The 20,728-nt window shown below is 41.6% G+C and carries 24 protein-coding genes and 1 pseudogene; 12 read left to right on the forward strand and 13 right to left on the reverse strand.

Annotated features, from left to right (window positions below):
* Positions 1-64 precede the first annotated feature (64 nt).
* Positions 65-703: a hypothetical protein gene (locus RMX98_RS02420; RefSeq protein ID WP_322679276.1), complete on the forward strand. Its 639-nt coding sequence runs from the start codon at positions 65-67 to the stop codon at positions 701-703.
* An 812-nt stretch (positions 704-1,515) separates the two neighbouring features.
* Here RMX98_RS02420 and RMX98_RS02425 read toward each other — a convergent pair.
* The 6 genes from RMX98_RS02425 to RMX98_RS02450 form a co-directional block, all read right to left on the reverse strand.
* A complete protein-coding gene (locus tag RMX98_RS02425) occupies positions 1,516-2,784 on the reverse strand; it encodes an MFS transporter (RefSeq protein WP_322679275.1) in 1,269 nt (422 codons plus the stop codon).
* Positions 2,750-3,223, reverse strand: a complete 474-nt coding sequence (locus RMX98_RS02430) for a MarR family winged helix-turn-helix transcriptional regulator (protein ID WP_100902601.1) — start codon at positions 3,221-3,223, stop codon at positions 2,750-2,752. Before RMX98_RS02430 ends, RMX98_RS02425 begins: the two co-directional genes overlap by 35 nt.
* Positions 3,224-3,242: 19 nt before the next feature.
* A complete protein-coding gene (locus tag RMX98_RS02435) occupies positions 3,243-4,097 on the reverse strand; it encodes an ABC transporter permease (RefSeq protein ID WP_322679274.1) in 855 nt (284 codons plus the stop codon).
* Positions 4,054-4,905: an ABC transporter ATP-binding protein gene (locus tag RMX98_RS02440; protein WP_322679273.1), complete on the reverse strand. Its 852-nt coding sequence runs from the start codon at positions 4,903-4,905 to the stop codon at positions 4,054-4,056. Before RMX98_RS02440 ends, RMX98_RS02435 begins: the two co-directional genes overlap by 44 nt.
* A gap of 242 nt (positions 4,906-5,147) precedes the next feature.
* Entirely contained in the window at positions 5,148-5,636 is a 489-nt protein-coding gene (locus tag RMX98_RS02445; protein ID WP_322679272.1) for a DUF3368 domain-containing protein, read from the reverse strand.
* Entirely contained in the window at positions 5,633-5,878 is a 246-nt protein-coding gene (locus tag RMX98_RS02450; protein WP_322679271.1) for a UPF0175 family protein, read from the reverse strand. Before RMX98_RS02450 ends, RMX98_RS02445 begins: the two co-directional genes overlap by 4 nt.
* A 162-nt stretch (positions 5,879-6,040) precedes the next feature.
* On the opposite strand from RMX98_RS02450, the gene RMX98_RS02455 reads away from it, so the two are divergent.
* The 6 genes from RMX98_RS02455 to RMX98_RS02480 all read left to right on the forward strand — a co-directional run bounded on the left by RMX98_RS02455 (position 6,041) and on the right by RMX98_RS02480 (position 8,970).
* The gene (locus RMX98_RS02455) at positions 6,041-6,622 is read left to right on the forward strand and encodes a hypothetical protein (RefSeq protein ID WP_322660759.1); all 582 of its coding nucleotides are present in this window, start codon (positions 6,041-6,043) and stop codon (positions 6,620-6,622) included.
* Positions 6,623-6,780: 158 nt separating this feature from the next.
* Complete coding sequence (locus tag RMX98_RS02460) at positions 6,781-7,548, forward strand: restriction endonuclease (RefSeq protein ID WP_322679270.1); 768 nt, start codon at positions 6,781-6,783, stop codon at positions 7,546-7,548.
* Positions 7,549-7,598: 50 nt separating this feature from the next.
* Positions 7,599-7,853: a hypothetical protein gene (locus tag RMX98_RS02465; protein ID WP_322679269.1), complete on the forward strand. Its 255-nt coding sequence runs from the start codon at positions 7,599-7,601 to the stop codon at positions 7,851-7,853.
* Positions 7,850-8,197, forward strand: coding sequence for a type II toxin-antitoxin system RelE/ParE family toxin (locus tag RMX98_RS02470; RefSeq protein ID WP_322679268.1), 348 nt, complete (start codon positions 7,850-7,852; stop codon positions 8,195-8,197). Before RMX98_RS02465 ends, RMX98_RS02470 begins: the two co-directional genes overlap by 4 nt.
* 195 nt (positions 8,198-8,392) lie before the next feature.
* Positions 8,393-8,653, forward strand: coding sequence for an AbrB/MazE/SpoVT family DNA-binding domain-containing protein (locus RMX98_RS02475; RefSeq protein WP_322679267.1), 261 nt, complete (start codon positions 8,393-8,395; stop codon positions 8,651-8,653).
* A complete protein-coding gene (locus RMX98_RS02480; protein ID WP_322679266.1) occupies positions 8,647-8,970 on the forward strand; it encodes a type II toxin-antitoxin system PemK/MazF family toxin in 324 nt (107 codons plus the stop codon). Before RMX98_RS02475 ends, RMX98_RS02480 begins: the two co-directional genes overlap by 7 nt.
* A 77-nt stretch (positions 8,971-9,047) precedes the next feature.
* On the opposite strand, the gene RMX98_RS02485 is transcribed toward RMX98_RS02480, so the two are convergent.
* Both RMX98_RS02485 and RMX98_RS02490 read right to left on the reverse strand, forming a co-directional pair.
* Positions 9,048-9,737, reverse strand: a complete 690-nt coding sequence (locus tag RMX98_RS02485) for an SAM-dependent methyltransferase (protein WP_322679265.1) — start codon at positions 9,735-9,737, stop codon at positions 9,048-9,050.
* 296 nt (positions 9,738-10,033) lie between these two features.
* Positions 10,034-10,504 (reverse strand): dual specificity protein phosphatase family protein, encoded by a 471-nt coding sequence (locus RMX98_RS02490; protein WP_322679264.1) that lies wholly within the window; start codon positions 10,502-10,504, stop codon positions 10,034-10,036.
* Between the two features lie 580 nt (positions 10,505-11,084).
* On the opposite strand from RMX98_RS02490, the gene RMX98_RS02495 reads away from it, so the two are divergent.
* Genes RMX98_RS02495 through RMX98_RS02505 form a run of 3 tightly spaced genes read left to right on the forward strand, consistent with a single transcriptional unit; the run spans position 11,085 to position 12,181 of the window.
* Complete coding sequence (locus tag RMX98_RS02495) at positions 11,085-11,294, forward strand: DUF2997 domain-containing protein (protein WP_322673334.1); 210 nt, start codon at positions 11,085-11,087, stop codon at positions 11,292-11,294.
* Positions 11,295-11,333: 39 nt separating this feature from the next.
* Positions 11,334-11,720, forward strand: coding sequence for a DUF1257 domain-containing protein (locus RMX98_RS02500; protein ID WP_322660747.1), 387 nt, complete (start codon positions 11,334-11,336; stop codon positions 11,718-11,720).
* Complete coding sequence (locus RMX98_RS02505) at positions 11,720-12,181, forward strand: ferredoxin (protein WP_322679263.1); 462 nt, start codon at positions 11,720-11,722, stop codon at positions 12,179-12,181. The genes RMX98_RS02500 and RMX98_RS02505 overlap by 1 nt, the downstream gene beginning before the upstream one ends.
* A 138-nt stretch (positions 12,182-12,319) precedes the next feature.
* Here the strand turns inward: RMX98_RS02505 and RMX98_RS02510 are convergent.
* Together RMX98_RS02510 and RMX98_RS02515 are read right to left on the reverse strand one after the other, a co-directional pair.
* Positions 12,320-12,598 (reverse strand): annotated as a pseudogene (locus RMX98_RS02510) (YiaA/YiaB family inner membrane protein).
* Between the two features lie 323 nt (positions 12,599-12,921).
* Positions 12,922-14,559 carry a DUF4335 domain-containing protein gene (locus tag RMX98_RS02515; protein WP_322679262.1) on the reverse strand — a complete coding sequence of 546 codons (1,638 nt, stop codon included), beginning with the start codon at positions 14,557-14,559 and terminating at the stop codon, positions 12,922-12,924.
* Between RMX98_RS02515 and RMX98_RS02520 the strand changes: the two genes are divergently transcribed.
* Positions 14,537-14,767, forward strand: a complete 231-nt coding sequence (locus RMX98_RS02520; protein ID WP_322679261.1) for a hypothetical protein — start codon at positions 14,537-14,539, stop codon at positions 14,765-14,767. The two genes, RMX98_RS02515 and RMX98_RS02520, sit on opposite strands and share 23 nt — an antisense overlap.
* A 19-nt stretch (positions 14,768-14,786) precedes the next feature.
* Here RMX98_RS02520 and RMX98_RS02525 read toward each other — a convergent pair whose 3' ends face one another.
* On the reverse strand, positions 14,787-15,392 hold the full coding sequence (locus tag RMX98_RS02525) for a DUF3038 domain-containing protein (protein WP_322679260.1): 606 nt from the start codon (positions 15,390-15,392) through the stop codon (positions 14,787-14,789).
* 866 nt (positions 15,393-16,258) lie between these two features.
* Here RMX98_RS02525 and RMX98_RS02530 point away from each other — a divergent pair.
* On the forward strand, positions 16,259-17,206 hold the full coding sequence (locus tag RMX98_RS02530; protein WP_322679259.1) for a molybdate ABC transporter substrate-binding protein: 948 nt from the start codon (positions 16,259-16,261) through the stop codon (positions 17,204-17,206).
* Between the two features lie 31 nt (positions 17,207-17,237).
* Here the strand turns inward: RMX98_RS02530 and RMX98_RS02535 are convergent, their stop codons facing one another.
* Together RMX98_RS02535 and RMX98_RS02540 are read right to left on the reverse strand one after the other, a co-directional pair.
* On the reverse strand, positions 17,238-17,888 hold the full coding sequence (locus RMX98_RS02535) for a Uma2 family endonuclease (protein WP_322679258.1): 651 nt from the start codon (positions 17,886-17,888) through the stop codon (positions 17,238-17,240).
* A 178-nt stretch (positions 17,889-18,066) separates the two neighbouring features.
* Positions 18,067-20,568, reverse strand: a complete 2,502-nt coding sequence (locus RMX98_RS02540) for an endonuclease MutS2 (RefSeq protein ID WP_322679257.1) — start codon at positions 20,566-20,568, stop codon at positions 18,067-18,069.
* Between the last annotated feature and the right edge of the window lie 160 nt (positions 20,569-20,728).

A 20,728-nucleotide genomic window follows, 5' to 3' on the forward strand; every position in this document is an offset into this window, starting at 1 on the left:
TGATTTACATAATCTAACTTTTGTGCATAGATTTCAGATTTTACCAAGTGTTTTAGGATTAGCGATGTCTACGATGAGCTTCGCTTACGCAGGGTTGATTGGTGGCATGAGTTCTGTCTTTGCCCAACAAGCCATTCCCGTTTGTCAACCACCAAATACAGGTGAGTATCTTTTATTAGTAGTCAGTCCTACAGCAAATAATCAAAAGCAGTTGCGTAGTGCCTTACCACCTGAACTTAAGACTATCACCTGCAAATATCTCAACGAAACTGTGACACGAGTAGGGGGCTTTAATAAAATTGACGATGCCAATCGTTGGGCGAGATATGTCAGCAATATTGTTGGTTTATCTGCCATAATTACAACTCGACCAACAACAACGGCAGATGTGCAGCCACAGTCACAGCCACAACCACTACGACCTCAGCAAGCAATTAGCTATAATCCTCAAGCTTTAGGAGAGGGTTATGCAGTGCTGGTAGATTATTACAACCGTCCAGAACTAGTAAATAGTGTGCAGCAAGCAGTGGGAGGTAATGTAGGTTTTGTTTCTTATGGGCAACGTCCTTACCTGCTGGCAGTTTACACTACTAATCAAAGTGAAGCATACAACACATTACAGAAGCTAAATAATGGTGGTTTTGTTGCCAGTATAGTAGATAGTCGTAAAGTGATTCTGCTGCGCTCAACTGTGCGGTTGTAGTGATCTTAATTTTGCTGGCATACTAATAGGAATTGCCAGGGTAGCTAATTGTCAACCAATTTTAAATTTTGGATTTTAAATTTTGAATTTAAAATCCAAAAAAGTTTAAATTCAGGCATTTATACTAGCTCTCTAAAAGACAAGCTATGTAGAACATATGCTTTTATTCGATGACTTTTTGCTAAGACTTTGCCAAGTATGGTATTCCAACAGCCGATAACTTCGACTTTGCCAAGTATGGTATTATACCAATTCTGTATGAAGATGCGCCAAACTAAATAAGAAACGAACCGCAAAGGGCGCAAAGAACGCAAAGAAAGAAGCCAAGAGAATTTAGCGCAGCCTCACAAAGAAATGGTATTACAACGGCTGATAACTTCGACTTTGCAAAGTATGGTATTCAAACTGGAAACGATATACCAAATTTTTGTGCTAATGGTAATATCCCAATTGTTTAGTGCCAATTGTCTAACTTTAAGGGCAAATTTAACTGAGACATAATTCCAAAACTCTGGATTTGTCTACCTTTTAATTACACGATATGTAAGTTTCGCTAAACAAAAATCACACCTTAGCAAAAGATAACAATTACAATAGACTTCTTGCAGAAGTCGGGAAAGGGGGAAAGGGGAAAGGGAAAGATTCTGTATTTTGCCTTTCCCCCTTAACCTTTACCCTTTTCCCACCTCTTGCAAAAAGCACTTTTGCAAGAGGTCTAATGTTGTAGCTTTTGCATAAGGTGAGATATTTGGTATCTATGGAAGAGTTGGTAGTGAGCATGACTTCATCATCTAATAACTCTCATTTTCAATTTATTTATACTCCTGCAAAGCCCCTAACTTGCGAATTCCCGGCCAAATCATGGCTGTAGCAATCACTACTACAATTGTGCCAATTCCACCGCCCACAACGGAAATCACTGGGCCAAATAAAGCAGCAGTCAAACCTGATTCAAAGCCTCCTAATTCATTTGAGGCACTAATAAACACGCTATTAATAGCAGCAACTCGACCACGCAAATGATCCGGTGTTCTGATTTGAACTAATGTATGGCGGATCACAACGCTGATACTATCTAGTGCGCCACCAAGGATCAGCATCAACATAGACAGCCAAAAGGAACGAGAAAGTCCAAAGATAATTGTGACAACGCCAAAGCCAACCACTGACCATAATAAGGCTGGGCCTGCTTTGCGTAACGGTGGTAAATACGCCAGTGTAATGGCCATAGTCAAAGCACCGATGGAGTGGGCTGCTTGTAAATATCCCAATTCCACTGGCCCCACGTGTAAAATATCTTTGGCAAAAATCGGAAGGAGCGCGATCGCACCACCCAACAATACAGCAAACATATCCAATGTAATCGCTGCTAAAATCAACTGATTCTGCCAAACAAATTTAGCGCCAGCAGCAAGTGCTTTAAATGAAATTGGCTCAGTTGCGCGGATGACTTTTTGCTGTTTGATTGCTAGCGTTAAAATAAAACACAGTAAAGCTGCGATCGCTGCTAACACATAAACTCCTGTAGCACTTCCCAATAGCGCAATCCCAAATCCCCCGAAGGCTGGGCCAACAACAGCAGCCAATTGAAAGCTACTACTATTCCAAGTAGCTGCATTGGTAAACGCGCTGACAGGTATCAACTGCCACATCAAAGCATCACTGGCAGGTTTGAGGAATGCCCTCGCTACACCTGTTAATACTAAGCAGGCGTAAATTAGAAAAATTGCCCCTTGAGTATAGGAAAGCACCCCTAAAGCTAGGGAGCAGAGGGCTAGCAACATTACCGAGAGTAACATGGTCACTTTACGATCGCGGCGATCGGCAACATCTCCGGCAATTAAGGTGAGAATAATCATCGGTAGGACTTGCGCCAGTCCTACACCACCTAAAGCTATAGCTGAGTTAGTCCGCTCATAGAGTTCCCAGCCAATCGCTACAGTTTGCATTTGCGACCCCACGAACAGCACCAGCCGTCCGATGGTAAATAGCCGATAGTCTCGAAACTTAAAGGCTGCAAAGGGATCGTGTTGTGCAACCTCAAAGTTATGGGGCTTTGAGTTCTGTTTTCTCGAAGACATTTTTTAGTAGAGTTAAGCCTTCTTCAATGTTGGAAATTTGGTCTTCTGAAAGACCTTTGAGCAAATCGCTAATATGAGCGCGAGTTTGATCTTGGGATTGCTTAAGATGGTGTTTTCCATCTTCAGTTAAATTGAGCAGCACCCGCCGCCGCTCTTGAGGATGAGCAATCCGTTTCACGAAGTCGCGTTGTACTAAGCGTTCTATGGTTGCTGATGCCGTGGCAGAGGTGACACCTAAATGCTCTGCCAGATCAGATAATGAAGCACCAGGATTGCGGTTGATAAATGCTAGCGATCGCAATTGAGGTATGGATAAAAAAGCGGCACTATGGGCACGCATATCCGCTCGGATAAACCGCATCACTAATGGAACTGTTTCCATTACTCTAGCGGCACATTCTTCGGAAGTTGCACCTTGATTAGGTTTATCCAAGGTCATGGGCTTGTTGTTCTCCTAGTTACATGGCCACCCGTGGATAAAGTTTTCCACCTAGAATGGCCAAAATTATTAATGTGAATAAGAGAATTGTACAATCCAGACCAAAGCTATAGATGCTAGTGCCATTCAGCAGCATGGTGCTACGTAAGCCGTCAACCAGATAAGTCAACGGATTTAAATGGGAAATCAACTTTAACCAACTGGGCATCAAAGAAATTGGATAGATGGCATTGCTCGCAAAAAATAACGGCATGGTTAACAATTGTCCAATACCCGTCATCCTTTCTCGGCTTTTCACCAAACAGCCAATAATTAATGAAAAAATACAAAATGTTCCCGCCCCCAGTATGACTAGCAGCAATACTTGGAGAATAGCTAGAGGATAAAGATTTAGTTTGACACCTAATAAAAATGCCAATCCGTAAATGAATATTACCTGAGATAAGCACCTTACCCCACATGCTAAACCTTTGCCCAACACCATCGCTACACGGGGTGTAGGACTAGCTAAAAATTTATGGACAATCCCTAAATCTCGCTCCCAGATTAGCGTCATCCCACCACTAAAAATTGCCACAAACAAAATACTCTGAGCCAAGATGCCAGCAGAAATAAAGTCCAAATAGGGTAAGTTCCCCGTAGGAATCGCGCGAGTTCGGGTGAAAACTTGCCCAAAGATTAGGAGCCATAAGGTTGGTTGCACAGCTCGAACTACTAAATCAGTGGGATCGTGGCGAAGTTTACGTATTTCTAATTCTGCGATCGCCAGGGTTTTTGTAACTAGCTCTTTAATTGCAGAGATCAAATTTCCTCGGACAGTGGGTGGTGCTTTAACCCAACCGTTGAGCAGTACGTCTGGTTCTTGCTGTGTCACGGTAGTTGACTCCTGATGTTAACTGGTCGCCTGTATAGTGAATAAAGACATCATCCAAAGTTGCATTTGGGTTATTTAAAGAAGCTTTTAAGTCCCTTGGTGAACCTGTGGTAACGACTTCACCTTGCTGCATAATCGCTACTCGGTTACATAAGCTATCCGCTTCTTCTAAAAAGTGGGTTGTTAAAAATATAGTTGTGCCGTAATCACCACAGAGTTGTAGTACAAGCTGCCATACTTGAGTTCGAGCGATGGGATCTAGTCCGACAGTCGGCTCATCAAGAAACAGAATTTGGGGTTGATGTAGAACTGATATGCCAATTTCCAGCTTGCGGATCATCCCACCAGAGTAGTTTCGTACCAAGCGTTTCGCCGCATCTTGCAAACCCATGTATTCTAGAATTTCATAGATACGGCGATCGCGTCCTTTGGCAGGTATTCCATACAGCTTGGCGAAGATTAAGAGATTTTCGTAACCCGTGAGACTACCATCAGCAGACAGCGCCTGGGGGACATAGCCGATAGCCCGTCTCACCGGATTAGATTGACGAGCCACGTCATAGCCAGCTAAGGTTGCTTTCCCAGCACTGATAGGCAGCAAGGTTGTCAACATTTTAATAACTGTACTTTTCCCTGCGCCATTGGGGCCAAGCAGTCCAAACACTTCGCCCTGTTCCACAGATATGTTCAGGTTATTAACTGCGGTGAATTTCCCAAAACGGCGTGTGAGTCCCTGAGTTTGCAAAATCAACGGTTTTGGTTCGGTAGGAGGTTGCGATCGATTTATTTTTCCCGTCAGTATTGTCACAAGTTTGATGCACTTATATTAATTAGCAAATCTAACTATTAGCTTCTCAATAGATTTACCAGAAGTCAATAGACTTCTGGCGGAAATTTGAATCAGAGTAAAAGGAAACTCAGTAGAGTGGCGGCAAAGTTATTGATGGGCGAAGTATCACTGGCAAATTAACCGCAAACACTTGCTAGAGATGGTTAATAGGTAAAAATTTTCAGAATGCCTACTGCTCAGTTAGAAAGTCTATGCCGCATTTAATTTTCATCAACAAGCTGCAAAACCCTCTTATATAAAGGTTCTGCCACCCAGAATCCTGCTTGGTTAATCAGAGCATCTAACAAAGGTTTCACAGCAAAAATCAGCTTTTGACTTTTAGCTTCAACCAAAATCCCTAAAATTCCTGTGTAACCAAGATTTAGCCTAGCTGCAACCATGCGACCACGACGTTCATCAATCAAAACTTGATCTGCTTTCATTTCTAGTGCTAGAGCGATCGCTTCAGCTTCACCAATATCCAGTTCATTGCTGAGTGCTTCAACCAATGTTCGATCTTGAACTGGACGAGTTTGAATCCAGATAAAAGTTTGGACTTCAATTGCACCTGCAACTGGAAAGTTAGGATCAGTCAGTTCTCGGTAGACAGCTTCAGGAATTAGGACTGTTCCATAAAGCTGTTGTAGTAAATGAAGATGGTTAATGGCGGCGAGGTTATTAATGGGTGAAGTATCACTGACAACGATCACAGTCTACCCATCGCCCGCAAGTTTTCTATATCTTGGTCAAAATCCTCGACCCCATAATGCACTGAAATTTGACGACTTGCGAGTAGATGCTGAAATGCTATACGATTCATCCCTGCAAATTGGCTGGCTTGAGCAAGGGTTAACTTTTCTTTTTGAAAGAGCATCACCGCAATTTCCTGCTTCATTTCGCCTTCAGTCATCCGAGTTGCGGTTAATATTTCATTAGGAATGACGACGCTCATAATTATAATCCTCTCTATCACTACTATTCTAAGCAGCTTCAAACTCTTTGTTGCTGATTTGGTATACAGCAAAATGCCACTAGTATTAATACTGTTACAGATTTAGTAACAATTATGCTCTAGTAGTAGAGTATCGTGTACCAGATTATGAGAAATTGATTTATGAATTTTGAAGATATTACCAATAAAGCCGTTGAAAAAGGTGTAGAAACTGCTGTAGAAAAAACTTTAGGCGTTAAAGACCTAAAGACGGTAAAAGCCGTTGTAGAGACTGGTGCGGCCGCAGGGGCTGCTGTCAGTGCTGCTACAGGGTTATCTGTTGCAGCAACTTCAGGAGCAGGAATCACTTCTGGTCTAGCTGCGGCAGGTGGTGTGGTTGGTGGTGGCATGGCCGCCGCTCCTGCTGTATTGGCAGCAGGACCAGCTTATGCTGGAGCAAAAATAATGAATGAAACTTTGTTCAAAGACCAACCGGATTTGTCTGCGGAAGAACGTGAAGCTCGTGCAGCTGCAAGAACAGCTACAAATATTGGGGCTGCTGCTGGTGTAGCTGGTGCTGGTGCTGTAACTGTAGCTGCTGGTGCTTCTGGTGCTGCAATTATGAGTACCCTTGCAGGTATTGGTGGTGTTGTTGGGGGAGGTGCGATCGCTGGTACTGCAATAGTTGCTGCTGCACCTGTTGCTGCTGCGGCAGCTATTGGATACGGGATATATAAACTTTTCGGCGGCGGTAAAGACAAATAGCGTTAAATAAGTTATCCAATGCAGTGTTAAGCTGCATTGGAGTGAACGAATGAAGGTTGGTCAGCGCACTATTAGTTAGTTTTCAGTAAGGCAGTTTTTTAATACATATAAGAGTCAAGAGCGATCTGTTCCTATATTTAATTAAGATTTAAATATTTATGCTTCAACCGACGAAAAGATATTTTGAATATACTTCAGATACTCGTTGCTCAGTACGGGGTTGTGAAAAACCTCCTGAGTACGAAGTTTATTTATACGACTACTACCCTTTGTACCATGAAGAATTTTTTGAGCAGGATCAAACCTGTCCGTTTTTGTGTGAACACCATATGGAGGAAAATGAATTTTTAGCAGACGGATTAAGGACACCACGAGGCTACGTAAAATATCCTTACAGCAATCGTTATCAAGCACAAGGATATACAAAATACTCTCCCATTAGGGAGTTATTTGATGATATTTATGCAGTAGATTCAAAAGTATTAATTCCAAACAGTATAGAGATAGTAGACGTTAATAAAGAACTGATTAAACATTTAGCAAAACATCCGGAGATGTTATACGAACTCGACCCTAGAAAATTTGAGGAGTTAGTTGCTCATATTTTCCAAATACAGGGTTTTGATATTACCCTGACTCCAAAGACGAGAGATGGTGGTAGAGATATACAAGCAGTTCATAAAAGTTCCCTTGGCAATATGCTCTATTTGATCGAATGTAAACGCTATCAATCATCGAATAAGGTTGGAGTAGAGTTAGTTAGATCCCTTTACGGTGTAAAGCAAAGCGAACGTGCCACAATGGGAATTTTGGTGACAACATCATCATTTACAAAAGATGCTTTAGATTTTGCATCACCATTGAAATATGAACTCAGTCTGCGAGACTATGAAACACTAAAAAAATGGCTTAAGGATTATAAATAATAAATCTGAAATAAAATCATATCTATAAACCTTTCGCAAAATATCTGATTATGGCGATCGTTGTTTCCCTAAGCCCAGAATTAGAAGCACGACTGCGCGAGAAAGCTACACAGCAGGGACAAGATGTTAGTTTCGTTGCAGCCCAATTGCTAGAGGCTGTCCTAGAGTGGGAGGTGCAAGACTCAGAAGCAGCTATTAAGGGTATTCAGCAAGGATTAGAAGACTTTGAAGCGGGTAGATTCCGTTCATTTGATGATTTTGCTGACGAGCAACGTCGCAAGTATAATCTGCCAGCCGATTCATGAAATACCGCATTGAAATCTCTAGTGTAGCTGAAGCAGAAGCAGACAGCGCATTTTTGCAGTTATCTCAAGTTACTTCTCCTGAAAGGGCAAGTCAGTGGTATGCAGGATTACTACAAATTATTGAATCTTTATTGCAAATGCCAAGCCGATGTTCTCTAGCTAGAGAAAATGATTATTTTAGCCAAGAAATTCGCCAGATACTTTACGGTCGAGGACGCAACTCATACCGAATAATTTTCACGATTTTGGCAAGAGAAAAAATATCGACAGTGCGTGTTCTTCATATCCGTCACGCTGCACAGCAGACCCTTGGTGAATCACTGGATGACTCTGAGACGACCTAAAGACTAGTAAGCGCACGGGGGTACGCTGGAGCATATTAAACATATACCAGCAAAGCGATCGCATCTGGTAATTTTGAGAGCGATACCTACGGCTGGCTACGCCTACGTATTAAAAATTATTGATAAATTGAGCGCTTCTTGACAAAATCCTGATTAGTAATCACAATGTAATTACAATCAAGGATAAGTATCCTCATGGGGACAGCAATTAGAACCCGTATTGTTAAAATTGGAAATTCTCAAGGTATCCGCATTCCTAAACTTCTGCTGGAACAAAGTGGTATTGGTGAAGAGGTAGAAATTGAAATTCAAGATTGTCACCTAATTGTCCGTGCAGCCTCTCAATCGCGTAAGGGGTGGGAAGAAGCATTTGCAACAATGGCGAACCAACATGACGATGCACTGCTTGATGATGGCGTAACTACAGAGTGGGAGCATCTAGAGTGGGAGTGGTAGTCAATCGATTTGATGTGTTTTTAGTTAACCTCGACCCGACAATTGGCAGTGAGATTCAAAAAACAAGACCCTGTGTAGTAATTTCACCCGATGAGATGAATAAATATATTGCCACGGTTATTGTTGCTCCAATGACAACTAAAGGACAGTCTTATCCGACTCGTGTCACTTGTGATTTTCAGGGCAAGGATGGGCAAATCGTTCTAGATCAAATTCGTACAGTTGACAAGGCTCGATTAGTCAAAAAGCTAGGTCAGATTGACTCTGATGAACAAAAAGCAGTTTTAGATACCTTAGCTGAAATGTTTGCTGAATAATATGTCTAATAATCCTATACACCGGATGGTGATGAGATGCCACCGTAATAGTTATACCAATTTTATATGAGTATGAACTATATAACATCTCTGGTTATCTTCAACATTTTATTTCCACCAGGCTGTAATTCGTATTCAACCTTTTCAATATCTACCTTGTAACCTTTTAAAGTGTAATATTTTACTATTTCATCTAAATGTTGTGAATGTTTCCACATTAAAGTTATCAGGGGAAATATTCTGACTTCTTTAGCAATACGCAACATCTCACCTACTGAATTTAAGTGAAAATCGTAATCGAGATGATCTGAATATAAAAATAATAAATGCGAACAAAGAGCTATATCAAACTCTTGATTATCATAAGCTAATTTTGGCAATTCACCGACTGCGTATCTTTTACTTTTTTTGCCAATTTCATAATCAGACAGAAATTCTCGAATAACTTTGACTCGATTGTGTCGCAAATCATCTGGAGATTTATGATAGCTCCATACCCAATCATTCATTGTAGCCTTGACTTGATTAATGATATCATCTACTACTTCATTAAATCTTTGCAATATTTCATCACCAGAAAATTGGTAGAGTGGATCAATAGAAACTACACTTTTCCCCTGATGTGTCATTTCTGCATTAAAGCTTGCCGGGCCATCCCCAATCCCAATGATTCTTTTATTTAAATCTGCATTTGTTAAATTGAATATTTTTATATATTCATCCATTGACCTCCCAAAAGGAACTACTTTATCTAGAACCATTGCCATAGAATTTACCTCGTCAATAGACTGATTAAACTGAATGATGATACCATCAAAATGTTTTATTTACTGAGAGCTGGCAATCATTCATAAGCGCGTTAAGTTCTTTTATAACTGTCAAGGGATTTCTAACTCTAAATATAGCAGCGATACCTTCGGTAAGCTTCGCTAACGCAGCTTCATAAGAGAATGTCTGAAAACTTTTTGGTGTTGTATTTGAGACTTGTAGATCCCCCTAAATCCCCCTTAAAAAGGGGGACTTTGATTCCGGTTCCCCCCTTTTTAAGGGGGGCTAGGGGGGATCAAGCGAAATATTTAATACTTCTCACACATCCTCTAAGGATTTCTACCTGTTTTTTTACAGCATTTATTGCAGCTTGATTTGATAATCCTCGGACACTAACTAGCCATGCCGCTAATATGTGTCCAGTACGTCCAATTCCACCAGCGCAATGTACAACAACTTTCTCATTTTCTTTATCTGCTTCTATTAAAAAAGGAAGTATTTTATTAGTGAGGGTTTCTAAATCACATAGATGGAAATCTGCAATTGGTGCCCAACAAACTAGTTGATTCCCAAATTCCTGTTTGTATCTGTTTAGAAGATTAGAGTAAGAAGCTAGCTGTTGTTCATCAAGAAGACAGCAAACTCGCTTGATATTTTGGCGCTTCATGAATTCTATCCAATCCTGAACGTTCTTATCAGAATATCCAGGTCGTGCAGCACCAAAGACTATTTGCTCCTTCTTCCAAGCTGGGGCAAACTTGTACATATCTAGTCTAGAGTCGAGGTTGGTAAATCTAACCAATGGCAGAAAATGGCGATGGCTGCGCCAACGCTTTCAGCGAACGCAGTTTAAAAATCCCCTTTACACTCAATGCAAGCTAAAGTTACTAATCTAAAGACCTAATGCAATGCTTACGTAAGTATACCTCGCTATCTTGCTGTAGGCTGATACTGCGCTGCATCAAATCTACCTAGAAAATTTTAAGATAATAAACTAAATTGCACGGTAATAATAAAGTTTTTCAATAAATTTTATATTTTTGTGAATTGTCTTGCTGCCTATACTACCTCTAATGCTTATTTTTAGGACTTTTGCAGCTTACTTGGCTAGCTCCAGTAGTTACCTTGACTAATCAAGGAGGTTAAGAGAAACTAACTAAATACTGATGTATGTGCTTATAATACTAATAAGTTTTGTAAAGATTCTGAGATATATATGTTGAAAGATGGAACATTAGTTAACAAATTGAGAGTTAGTATCTAGTAAAAATGTTCCTATGGCTATATTTGTAGCCTTCTGCTAAGGCAGTAGAATTTAAGCGTACTTATCCTGGTTGGCCAAAAGAATGGAGACATTAGAGTTCATAATTTATCCAGACGGTCGGGTACAAGAGAAAGTCACTGGCATTGTGGGTAATTCTTGCGCTGAAGTTACAGCAGCAATAGAGGCGCAGCTGGGGCAAGTACTTAATCATGAGCCAACCTCAGAATATTTCGCCGCTAAGGTGCAGCAACCTAATGTAGCGAATACACACACCACTTACAGCGATTGGTAAGTTTTCACAGTAGTTTAGTGTTATTAATTCACAACCACCATGTCACACTTTAGCCAAATTAAGACTCAAATCCGTAACCTTGATTCTTTGAAAGATGCTTTGACTGAATTGGGCGTAGACTGGAAACCAGGCCCGCGCGAAGTTCGTGGCTATCGCGGTCAAACCCATCCTGCCGAAGTTAGTATTGAGCAGGAAAATGGCTATGACATCGGCTTTAGATGGAATGGCAAGGAATATGAACTGGTGGCTGACTTGCAATATTGGCAACAAGATTTGTCTGTAGATGGATTTTTGCGCCAAGTAACACAGCGCTATGCTTATCAAACAGTTCTGAAAGAAACTGCTCGTGTTGGTTTTCAAGTTTCTGAACAACAAAAAAATGAAGATGGTTCAATTCGCCTGGTAGTACAGCGCTGGAGTGCGTAATGGCTGATTTTCTGCCGTCACCGGAAGAACAAGAAGATAACCGTTCCGGTTTGGAACCAGAACTAGGGGGTTTTTTACGGGATGCCCCAGAACGTTCTGGTTTAGAACCGGAATTGGGTGGTGTGCTACGCCAAAATGGTGTTTATGTTGACGAAATCACCTGTATTGGCTGTAAGCATTGCGCTCATGTTGCGCGTAACACCTTTTATATTGAACCAGATTACGGGCGATCGCGTGTGGTTCGACAAGATGGGGACGCTGAAGAAATTATCCAAGAAGCAATTGACACTTGTCCGGTTGATTGCATTCACTGGGTTGATTACACTGAACTGAGAAAGTTAGAAGATGAGCGTAAATATCAGGTAATTCCTTTAGTGGGTTATCCTGTAGAACAAGCGGTTGCTGCTAGCGAACGTCGGCGTAAAAAGCAAAAGTTAAAAACCAAAAAATCCCGTTATTAAGATAAAAACGTTAAATAAATATAATAAAGGACTGGTATATCCAGTCCTTTTATTTTTCGTCATATAGTTAATTTCTGATGTCCACATCACATCAAGTTTTTTATAAAGCCTGTTAATCCAAAATTGCTATAGCTACCTTCATTTGAAATTTAGACAATCCTGTTGTGAAAGCAATTTTTCCACTTTCGCTTCGTTTAACTTAGCCGTTAATCTTCTAGTTTCGTGCAAGTCTCTAGTAGTTTTTGCCAAAGTAAAAGTTGAGCCAACAGAGAAAGCCATACCCATAAAGCCTTTCATCCAGCTATTTACAGGTAAGTTTACAATATCGAAGCTGGTCACAGAAATAGAAATCACAAAAGCTGCCTAAGTTTGAATAACCCAAGCTGGACTGTCTTTTTGATACCATTTTGCAATTATATGTAGTATTTCTCCCCCTGCCTCCCCTGCTTCCCCTGCTCCCCCTGCCTGTCAAAACTAATATTTTTGAACGCAACTTGGTATGAGTACCGATTGAAAGAAGCGTAAGATTTCATCTGGGTTTCCAGACTTGTATCTATAGTTTAATTTTAGAGAATTGGTATTAACAGTAATTGTATTGAGTAGTAGGTTTACTGGTATCAATAGTAAGACAAGTTTGGTAACTGGACTCCAAAAGGTAAGCTCAAAAGCAATTGGAGTAAGTAGAAACTGGCACAAGATTTGTACCAGTTTTACAAGTGGCATTAAACAGATTAGTTTACTTATTCATCTGGAAAAGTCTGTACCTTGCCATCAGGACTGAGAACAACTCTAATTCTGACATTTTGTCCGCGTTTATTGGCAGAAACAAAAGGTTTACCAACTTCAGGCATCCCAGCGTTATCAACGAATTCTCTTGCTGCCTTATTAAGGGGAAAAATTCGTTCAACTGTGCCGTCAACACTGACTATCAAACTGTACTCTAATGTTTGTCCCAGTCCAGAAGGTGGTTGCCAACGCTTTGTGAGATATTCTCTAGCTTCTGCTACTTGAGGTGTGTCAAATAATGTGCCAGTAGCTACTTCTCTCGATGTGGGGTTTTTACTTGCGTCCCCTAATTGATCGATAAAAGGATTATTCTCCGCAGTTCTAGAGGAGGGAAGTTGTGAAGTAGGTTTCTGGCTAGAAGAAGGTTGCTGTAGAGAATTGATTCTTTCCTCTAGCTGTTGTGAGGTTAGTTGTGAGGGCTGGGTTGGAGTATTGCCACGATTAGTATTGGGTATGGTGTCAAGAGACGGAGGCAGAATTGGTGAGATATTAGTTGGTAAGCTATTTGCATTAGAGGAAAGTCTGGGTGGCAAATTCCGCAGTTTAGGGATAGCACCGACTTGGGAACTTGACCCGGTTGGATTCTGCCCCAGATTTGGTAAGATGGCAATTTCCTGACCTGGGGTTTTGCTCGATGGTGCGTTAGCGTTCGCGGAACTTCTTGTAGAGAAGCTCGCCGGAGGCATTGCTCGATTACTAGGAATTGCAGTCGTCCCCTGAGGTATTGTCAATGTACTTAGAGGTGGCGATGTAGAGAAACCGGAACTAGGAGCTGTTAGAGGTGCTTGGGGTAAAATTGATGTGGAAAGTGGTGGGGTGGAACCTAGCGGATTATTTGATGGAGTGATTAGCCCAGGCTCAGGCGTGGGAAAGTTTAGTGAGGATGAAGGTTCTAAAGCAGTTTTTACTGCTGCTGAATCTGATGTTTTAGCTGTCTGCTGCTTTTCTCTAAGGTTGTTAGCATATTGCCAAGTAACTGGTAAAAAACCTACACCTAATACTAATACTGCGGCAATAGGTGCCCAAGCCGGAAACCTTAAAGTCGAACTCGTGTTGTTGAGAGTTGGAAGTGCCATGACATCAGTCGAGTATTCATCTAAAGCACTTGCCAAATCAAATAATTGCAACAGACTGAGTTGAATTACAGGGCCAGATGAATAGTTGGCAAGAGAACCGAGAAATAGATTGTGAGTTAAATAGCTGCTTGGTTCTAGGTGGATATTTCCCCCAGGAATCTGGGTACTAAAGGCATTTAATGTTTTTGTTGAGGACTTTAATTCTGGTTCATCCAGTGCTGTGCTTGACTGGTGAGTACCGGAGAAACTGACCCAAAAGCTCTCTGGAGACTGTTGGAGAAATTGCTGTACGTAGCTAGTGACAGCATCACATAAAACTTCTAATTGCTCGCGATCGCCCCGAATTGGAAATCTTTGTTCTTCTGGAAGTCGGGGATCATCAAAACGTAGCTCAAAGCTCAGGTGTTTGAGGACAGTTTTACCCATCCAACGGGACAGAGGTGAGCTTTGCGCGAATACTTCTAGCGTGCAAGTCGGTGGTGTATAGCGACGAATGACAGAATTTGATAGAGGCATGGCAGGAACTGCGAAAAAGACTATTTGGAATTTTGCAAAAATTAAGCCAGTAGCTTGCAAAGAAAAGTTAGAACTTTGTCAGGTTCCTTCACTTATACAAACTAGTGTGCAAGGAGAAAGCAGTGCCGATAGTTCATTGCCCAAGAGCCAACGACCATCAAAAAGGTTTTCTGATCTAGCAAACAAATCACAAGCAAATTTTGGTTGAGAAATTTCAAATCTAAAATTTAAAATTTAGTTGAACGGTCTATAAGTGCTAGCCAGAGACGGCGATGCCCACCAGGAGCACTGTAAAAAAGTAAATCTACAAGCAGTTTTAGGGCCAGGTTGGTTAGTAAATCCGTTGAGATTTGCTCGTCCTCTTCCATCCGTTCTTGGTAGGTGTTGCAAAAAGCATCAATATAGTCTCCAAGTAAAGCAGCCTGGTGAGGTTCCCGGTTATTTTCTGCCATTTGTTCCAACAGACCGACAGCTCGGCGAATCAATTCCTGGTGCTGTTTGGCTAGGTAGCAGACAATCAAAACAAGCGATCGCGCTTCTTCGACATCTAGCTTTTTCCGCCCTCCTTGACCTTTGCGTAGGGGATTTGATTGGCGCAGTCGCCATAAAGCTACGCGGTCTGGCACTCTTGACTCTAAATTCAGATCAGTTGCCGCCGAAAGCATAGCCTCTGAACCAATCCCAGTTAAGGTTTCTAGCGCCAACAGCACCAAGTCTAATTGGGTTTTGATATTGTCCCATTGAACTGTGTTTGGAGCTGGAAGCTTGATTAAATCCTCCCACTGGGAATTTGGAGTGGCTGAGTTGGTGGCCGAGTGCATAACTTTTAGCATAGGTGATCAAGCTGATAGGGGATGTTGCTGTTACCCATTTTGAAACCAGACTCTTAAGAATCAAGCTTGGTTTCCTCTAGACATCAGCCACAGGCTTCAGCTAGCTTTTTCTATGTGGTAAACAGCAGGTATCTTTGTCCTACTCTAGAGGAAAATTTATTTTCGACAAAGTAGAAAAGTATCAATTCTAGTTAAGGTTTACCTGGCTTTCGCTGCTATCTCCGTACAAGAGTATAAATAAACAATCTTAAGAATGCTAACTGCTAGTTATCGCCAAGTAATTATGTAGAATACCTCCTAATTTATTTCCGCTTTTAAATTTTGAAATTTTTTGATGTTTATTATTTGGTCTTTATGTATACATAATTACTATACAAATCTTTTGCCTGTTTGCTAAAAGTACTTCTTGCTGCCGATGATAATCTCACCCCATTGGCGCTTGTGTGCAGCCTGTTATTTCAGGACAGTCTGGGCAACATCAGGAAGATTGATGCCTTAATGAAACTGATGACAAACTTAAAAATTTGATAAAGTCAGCGTTTGAAGATATTGGGAGATTGATTTATTCCAACTTAGTTGGTATTATGACTTTAACTGCAAACTATGCATATATCAGAACTCATTTATAAAGTTGATGGGCGGAGGTAATAGTTTATATCGTGTCCGGTTAAAGACTTATCATTAAAACTGCAAGGGGGCTATTAGCTAGGAGCAGGCAAAAAAAGGATTTTCAGGTTTTTGCACAGATGCGAAAATTATAGCTAATCAGCCGGACATGATACTTAGATATTTGCCAAAACCTATGCTTCAGTATGGGTTACAGATAATTCACTAAGTAAGAATAACAACGCAATAATATAACAACTATGAAAAAGCATTTTTTTGCCTTTTCACTGATAGCTTGTGCTGTCAGTGTTATTCTGCCAACTCAGGCATTCGCAGTTAAGCTATATGGTGCTGGTAGTTTGCGCGATAGTCTTACAGAAGTAGCTGAATCTTTTAACGAGAAATATGGGATTCCAGTAGAAACCCGATTTGGCCCGTCTGGTTTAACACGAGAATTTGTAGAACAAGAATTCTCCGAAACTGGAAAATCCGCGGATGTTTTTGCTAGTGCAGATATTGAGAACCCTCAGACATTGTTTGAAGAAGGTTTAAGTGAACCTGTAGTGAACTTCACTAGCAATCGCATGACTGCTGTTGTGAGATCGGGACTTGGTATCACATCAGATAATCTGTTAGATTTTTTGCTAAAACCTGAAATCAAGTTGGGAACCTCAACGCCTATAGCAGATCCATCTGGTAACTATGCATGGCAGATATTTGACAAGGCCGATCGCGTTAAACCTGGTAGCTCTCAAATTCTGAAGAATAAAGCTTTGCAATTAGTAGGTGGTAATCCTAATGCTCCTATAGTTCCTAATGGCAAAAATAATTTAGTCTACTTTCTAGAAGAAACAAAGCAAGCAGATATATTTTTATCTTATTACACCAGTGGTCAGACTGCCCAAGCAACAGCAGGTGGTGACAATCTGCAAATAGTAGAGTTACCCGATTACTTAGCAACGAAAGCTAATTATGGATTGACTACACTCAAAAATGCCGATCCCGATGGTGAAAAATTAGCTGAATATATCCTGTCACCAGAAGCGCAAGAAATTTTAGTAAAGTATGGATTTAGCGCACCCTCTACTTCTATTCCCGAACATCAGGGTACGGGTGGAATTTTACTAGCTGTAGTTGTAGCTTTAATCCTGAATAAAAAACCAGTATTACTCAAAAAGCAATTAATCAAATTAGACCAACATAGCTAGAAAAATTATTAAATATTTCTGATAATTTAAACTAAATATGGCTACTAATTTGCTGTTTTATCCACACACGGAATGCTTTAATTGTCGCATTTCTACCATTGGTTTTACTTAGCATAAAATATTCGGGAATCACTTGTTGAATGGGGAGATTAGTAAAAATAGAACTGGTATTTGATTCTAGATATTTCCCATCAGATAGTACGTTGATTTCCAACTTTCTTCCGTTCCATCGCCATAGTTCTGGTACTCTTAAAGCTTGATAATTATTGAAACGAGTGCGGGAGGTAATATCAATTTCAATAGCTAAATCTGGAGGCGGATCGGTTTCTAAATCTATTCTATCTTTGCCCCTAATTTTAGCTTCATTTTGGATATAGAAACAATCATCGGGTTCTACCCCAGCATCCATACTTTCTTTATCAAAAGTCGTAGAACCCAAACTCCAAAATTCCAGATCAAGCTCTTCTAATAAAACTTTTACCAAGTCGCCAATAATAACTTTAGCTACTTCATGCTCTGGCAATGGAGCCATTATTTCTAGCACCCCTTGACTGTAACCTATCCGTGAGCTGCGATTGTCTCCTAATTCTGCTAAAATGCGTTTGTATGCCGACCAGGAGACATCTTTAATCAACAACTGATGACCGGCTCTAACAATTAGTTGATTGAGTTCAAGTAACATAGCATTCCTGCTTTTATAAGAAGAATTCAGCATGAATTCTGTACGATTGGTTAATGAATATTGGTTAAAATCTCGTCCCTGGTGGGCGAAAACATTAAAATATTCAACAAGCTAAAACTCTATCCCTTTATGGGTAGAGTTTTCTGAATTCTGAATTCTGGATTCTGACTCCTGCTTTTTATTTTATGTGAGCAACGGTAACACCAGTGCCACCATCTGCTTGTTCTGCTGGTTCGTAGTTGTTCACTCTGGGATGCTGTTGCAAAAAGGCGTGAACTCCTTGTCGCAGTTTACCAGTACCGTACCCGTGAATAATCCAGATTGACCCTGTAGCTTCCGAAATGGCTTTATCTAAAATGTATTCGGCATCAGCTACTCGTTTACCACGCAAATCGATGGTATTTTTGGAAGTCCGAATTTCTGGGACAACTGGCGGTGGGGGAGTTACTGCTGCTGGGGTTGGTTTGGCTTTGACAACTGGTTCGGGTTTTTGACCATCTAGAGATTCTACATCTTCTAACTTCACATTCATCTTCATTAGCCCAAACCGAACGCTTAACTCGCCATCAGCATCAGGCGCGGCGATTACATCTGCTATTTGTCCCAATTTTGGAATGCGGACGCGATCGCCAATTTTCGGCATAAACCCAACTTTTGGTTTTGCTGGCGTTGCTGGCTGATATTGCTGGCCAATTTGATTCAAGGCATTGGTTGCTTGCTGTGCCTCTTGGGCTGTGGGCGTACCTTTCTGCAAACGGCGGATAACTTGGGCAATTTCACCTTTTGCTTGAGCGATCGCTTGTTGGACTGCTATTTCCTGGGAAGCCCGCAAACTGCTTTCCCTTTCCTCCAAACTTGCAGCTTTTGCAGATACTTCTTTATATAAACGTTCCGCTTGCTGCAACAAAACTTGGGCTTCCGCAGCTTTGGTTTCTTGGCGGCGGCGTTGCGCTTCTAACCCAGCAATCACCTGGTTAACTTCATCTGTAGCCTCTCCTACTTGGGTTTTCGCCTGTTGTACAACTTCTGGCTTCAATCCCAAGCGTAGGGCAATAGTTAAGGCATTAGAACGTCCCGGAATGCCCCACAACAGACGGTAAGTCGGCGACAAAGTACTTTCGTCAAATTCTACAGAGGCATTTTCAAACCGATCGTCTTCGTATTTCAGGGCTTTTAGTTCGCCGAAGTGAGTGGTAGCAATAGTTAGCTGGGCGTGGTTGGCTAGATATTCCAACAAGGCGATCGCTAAGGCACTACCTTCCACTGGATCGGTTCCTGCGCCGACTTCATCGAGTAAAACGAGTGCTGAGTTAGAAGTAGAAAGTTCCCCCTCTGCTCCTCTGCTCCTCTGCTCCTCGGTCACTGAGCGTTGGTCATTGAGCGTAGCCGAAATGAGCCGAAGTGCTGCTCCCCTGCTCCCCTGTTCCTCTACTTCCCCATTCCCCAATGCTTCTAAAATCCGACTAATGCGGCGGATGTGTCCAGAGAATGTGGATAAACTTTGCTGTAAGGATTGTTCATCGCCAATATCTGCCAGCACTTTATCAAACCAAGGTATTTCTACTGGTTCGCGGGCGGCGACAAATAAACCCACTTTGGCCATTAATGCAGCTAACCCCAAGGTTTTTAAGGTTACAGTTTTACCGCCAGTATTGGGCCCGGTAATTGTCACTACCCGAATTTGTGGACTGATCAACAAATCTACAGGAACTACTGGTTGCCCTTGTTCGTGCTGTTGCTGCCACACTAACAGAGGATGCCGTAAGTTCCGCAAGGTAATCATTTCCCTGTCTTCGCGCTGAATAAATCGCGGAGGGTTTGCTCCTAGCCAGAAACTATATCGCGATCTGGCGGTTGCTAGATCCAAAGTGGTAGCGATCGCTAACAACCTCTCCAAATCTGGTTTGACTGCGGCCACTTGTTCCGTCAAAATGCGGCGAATCGTTTCTTCTTCGGCTTGCTCTTTTCTAATGATTTGCCGCAGCTGGTTGCCTAGAGGCACTACGGAATTCGGTTCTACGTATAGCGTAGCACCACTGGTAGAGGTATCGTGAACAATACCAGGGATAGCATCTTTTTGCGGTGCTTTTACAGGAATGACAAAGCGATCGCTCCGTTGCGTAATCAGTTGTTCTTGAACTGCCCCAGATTTTGCCTGTAAAATATTTTGCAGCTTTTGGGTAATTTGGCTGCGTACTCGCCGCAAGTCTGTGCGAATTTCTCCCAGTTTTTGACTCGCGCGGTCAGTTACTTGGGCGCGTTCATCAATACATCGGTGAATTTCCTGTTCCAGTTCTGGATAAGTCCGCAAATCGGCAACTAAATCAGTCAGTATGGGCAAATCTTCCTGATTGTCAATGACACGGCGCAAATTTCTTGCACCAGCGAGGGTAGTGGCGATCGCTAACAGTTCATCTCCTGCCAAAATTCCACTGCGTTCGGCCCGTTCTAAGGAATCGCCAATGTCTTGAATTCCCTCAAATGACAGTCCCGTAGTCAGGCGACTTTCCAGTTGGTAGACTTCTTTGGTTTGCTCTAACAACTGTTCGCTTTGGGTCTGAGAATTGGGTATTTTCAGATAACGCGCAGCTGTCGCCCCTAGCTTAGTTGCCGCAAAGGTGGCAAGGTGCTGGCAGAGGCGATGCCATTCTAATAGTTCTAAGGTTTCAGATTGGATCAAGGTTTCAACATCTAATCTGAAATTATCGTAACAATTCTAGCTCCCAGATGGAGGAATTTTAAAGGAGAAAATTTTGCTTTAGTCAATAGTCAATCAATTTTGGATTTTAGTTCTGAATCCCTGGGTTGCGCCAACGCCGTCAGCCGACGCACCGGAAATA

The organism is Nostoc sp. DedQUE02, from assembly GCF_034531035.1.
Classification (GTDB): Bacteria; Cyanobacteriota; Cyanobacteriia; order Cyanobacteriales; family Nostocaceae; genus Nostoc.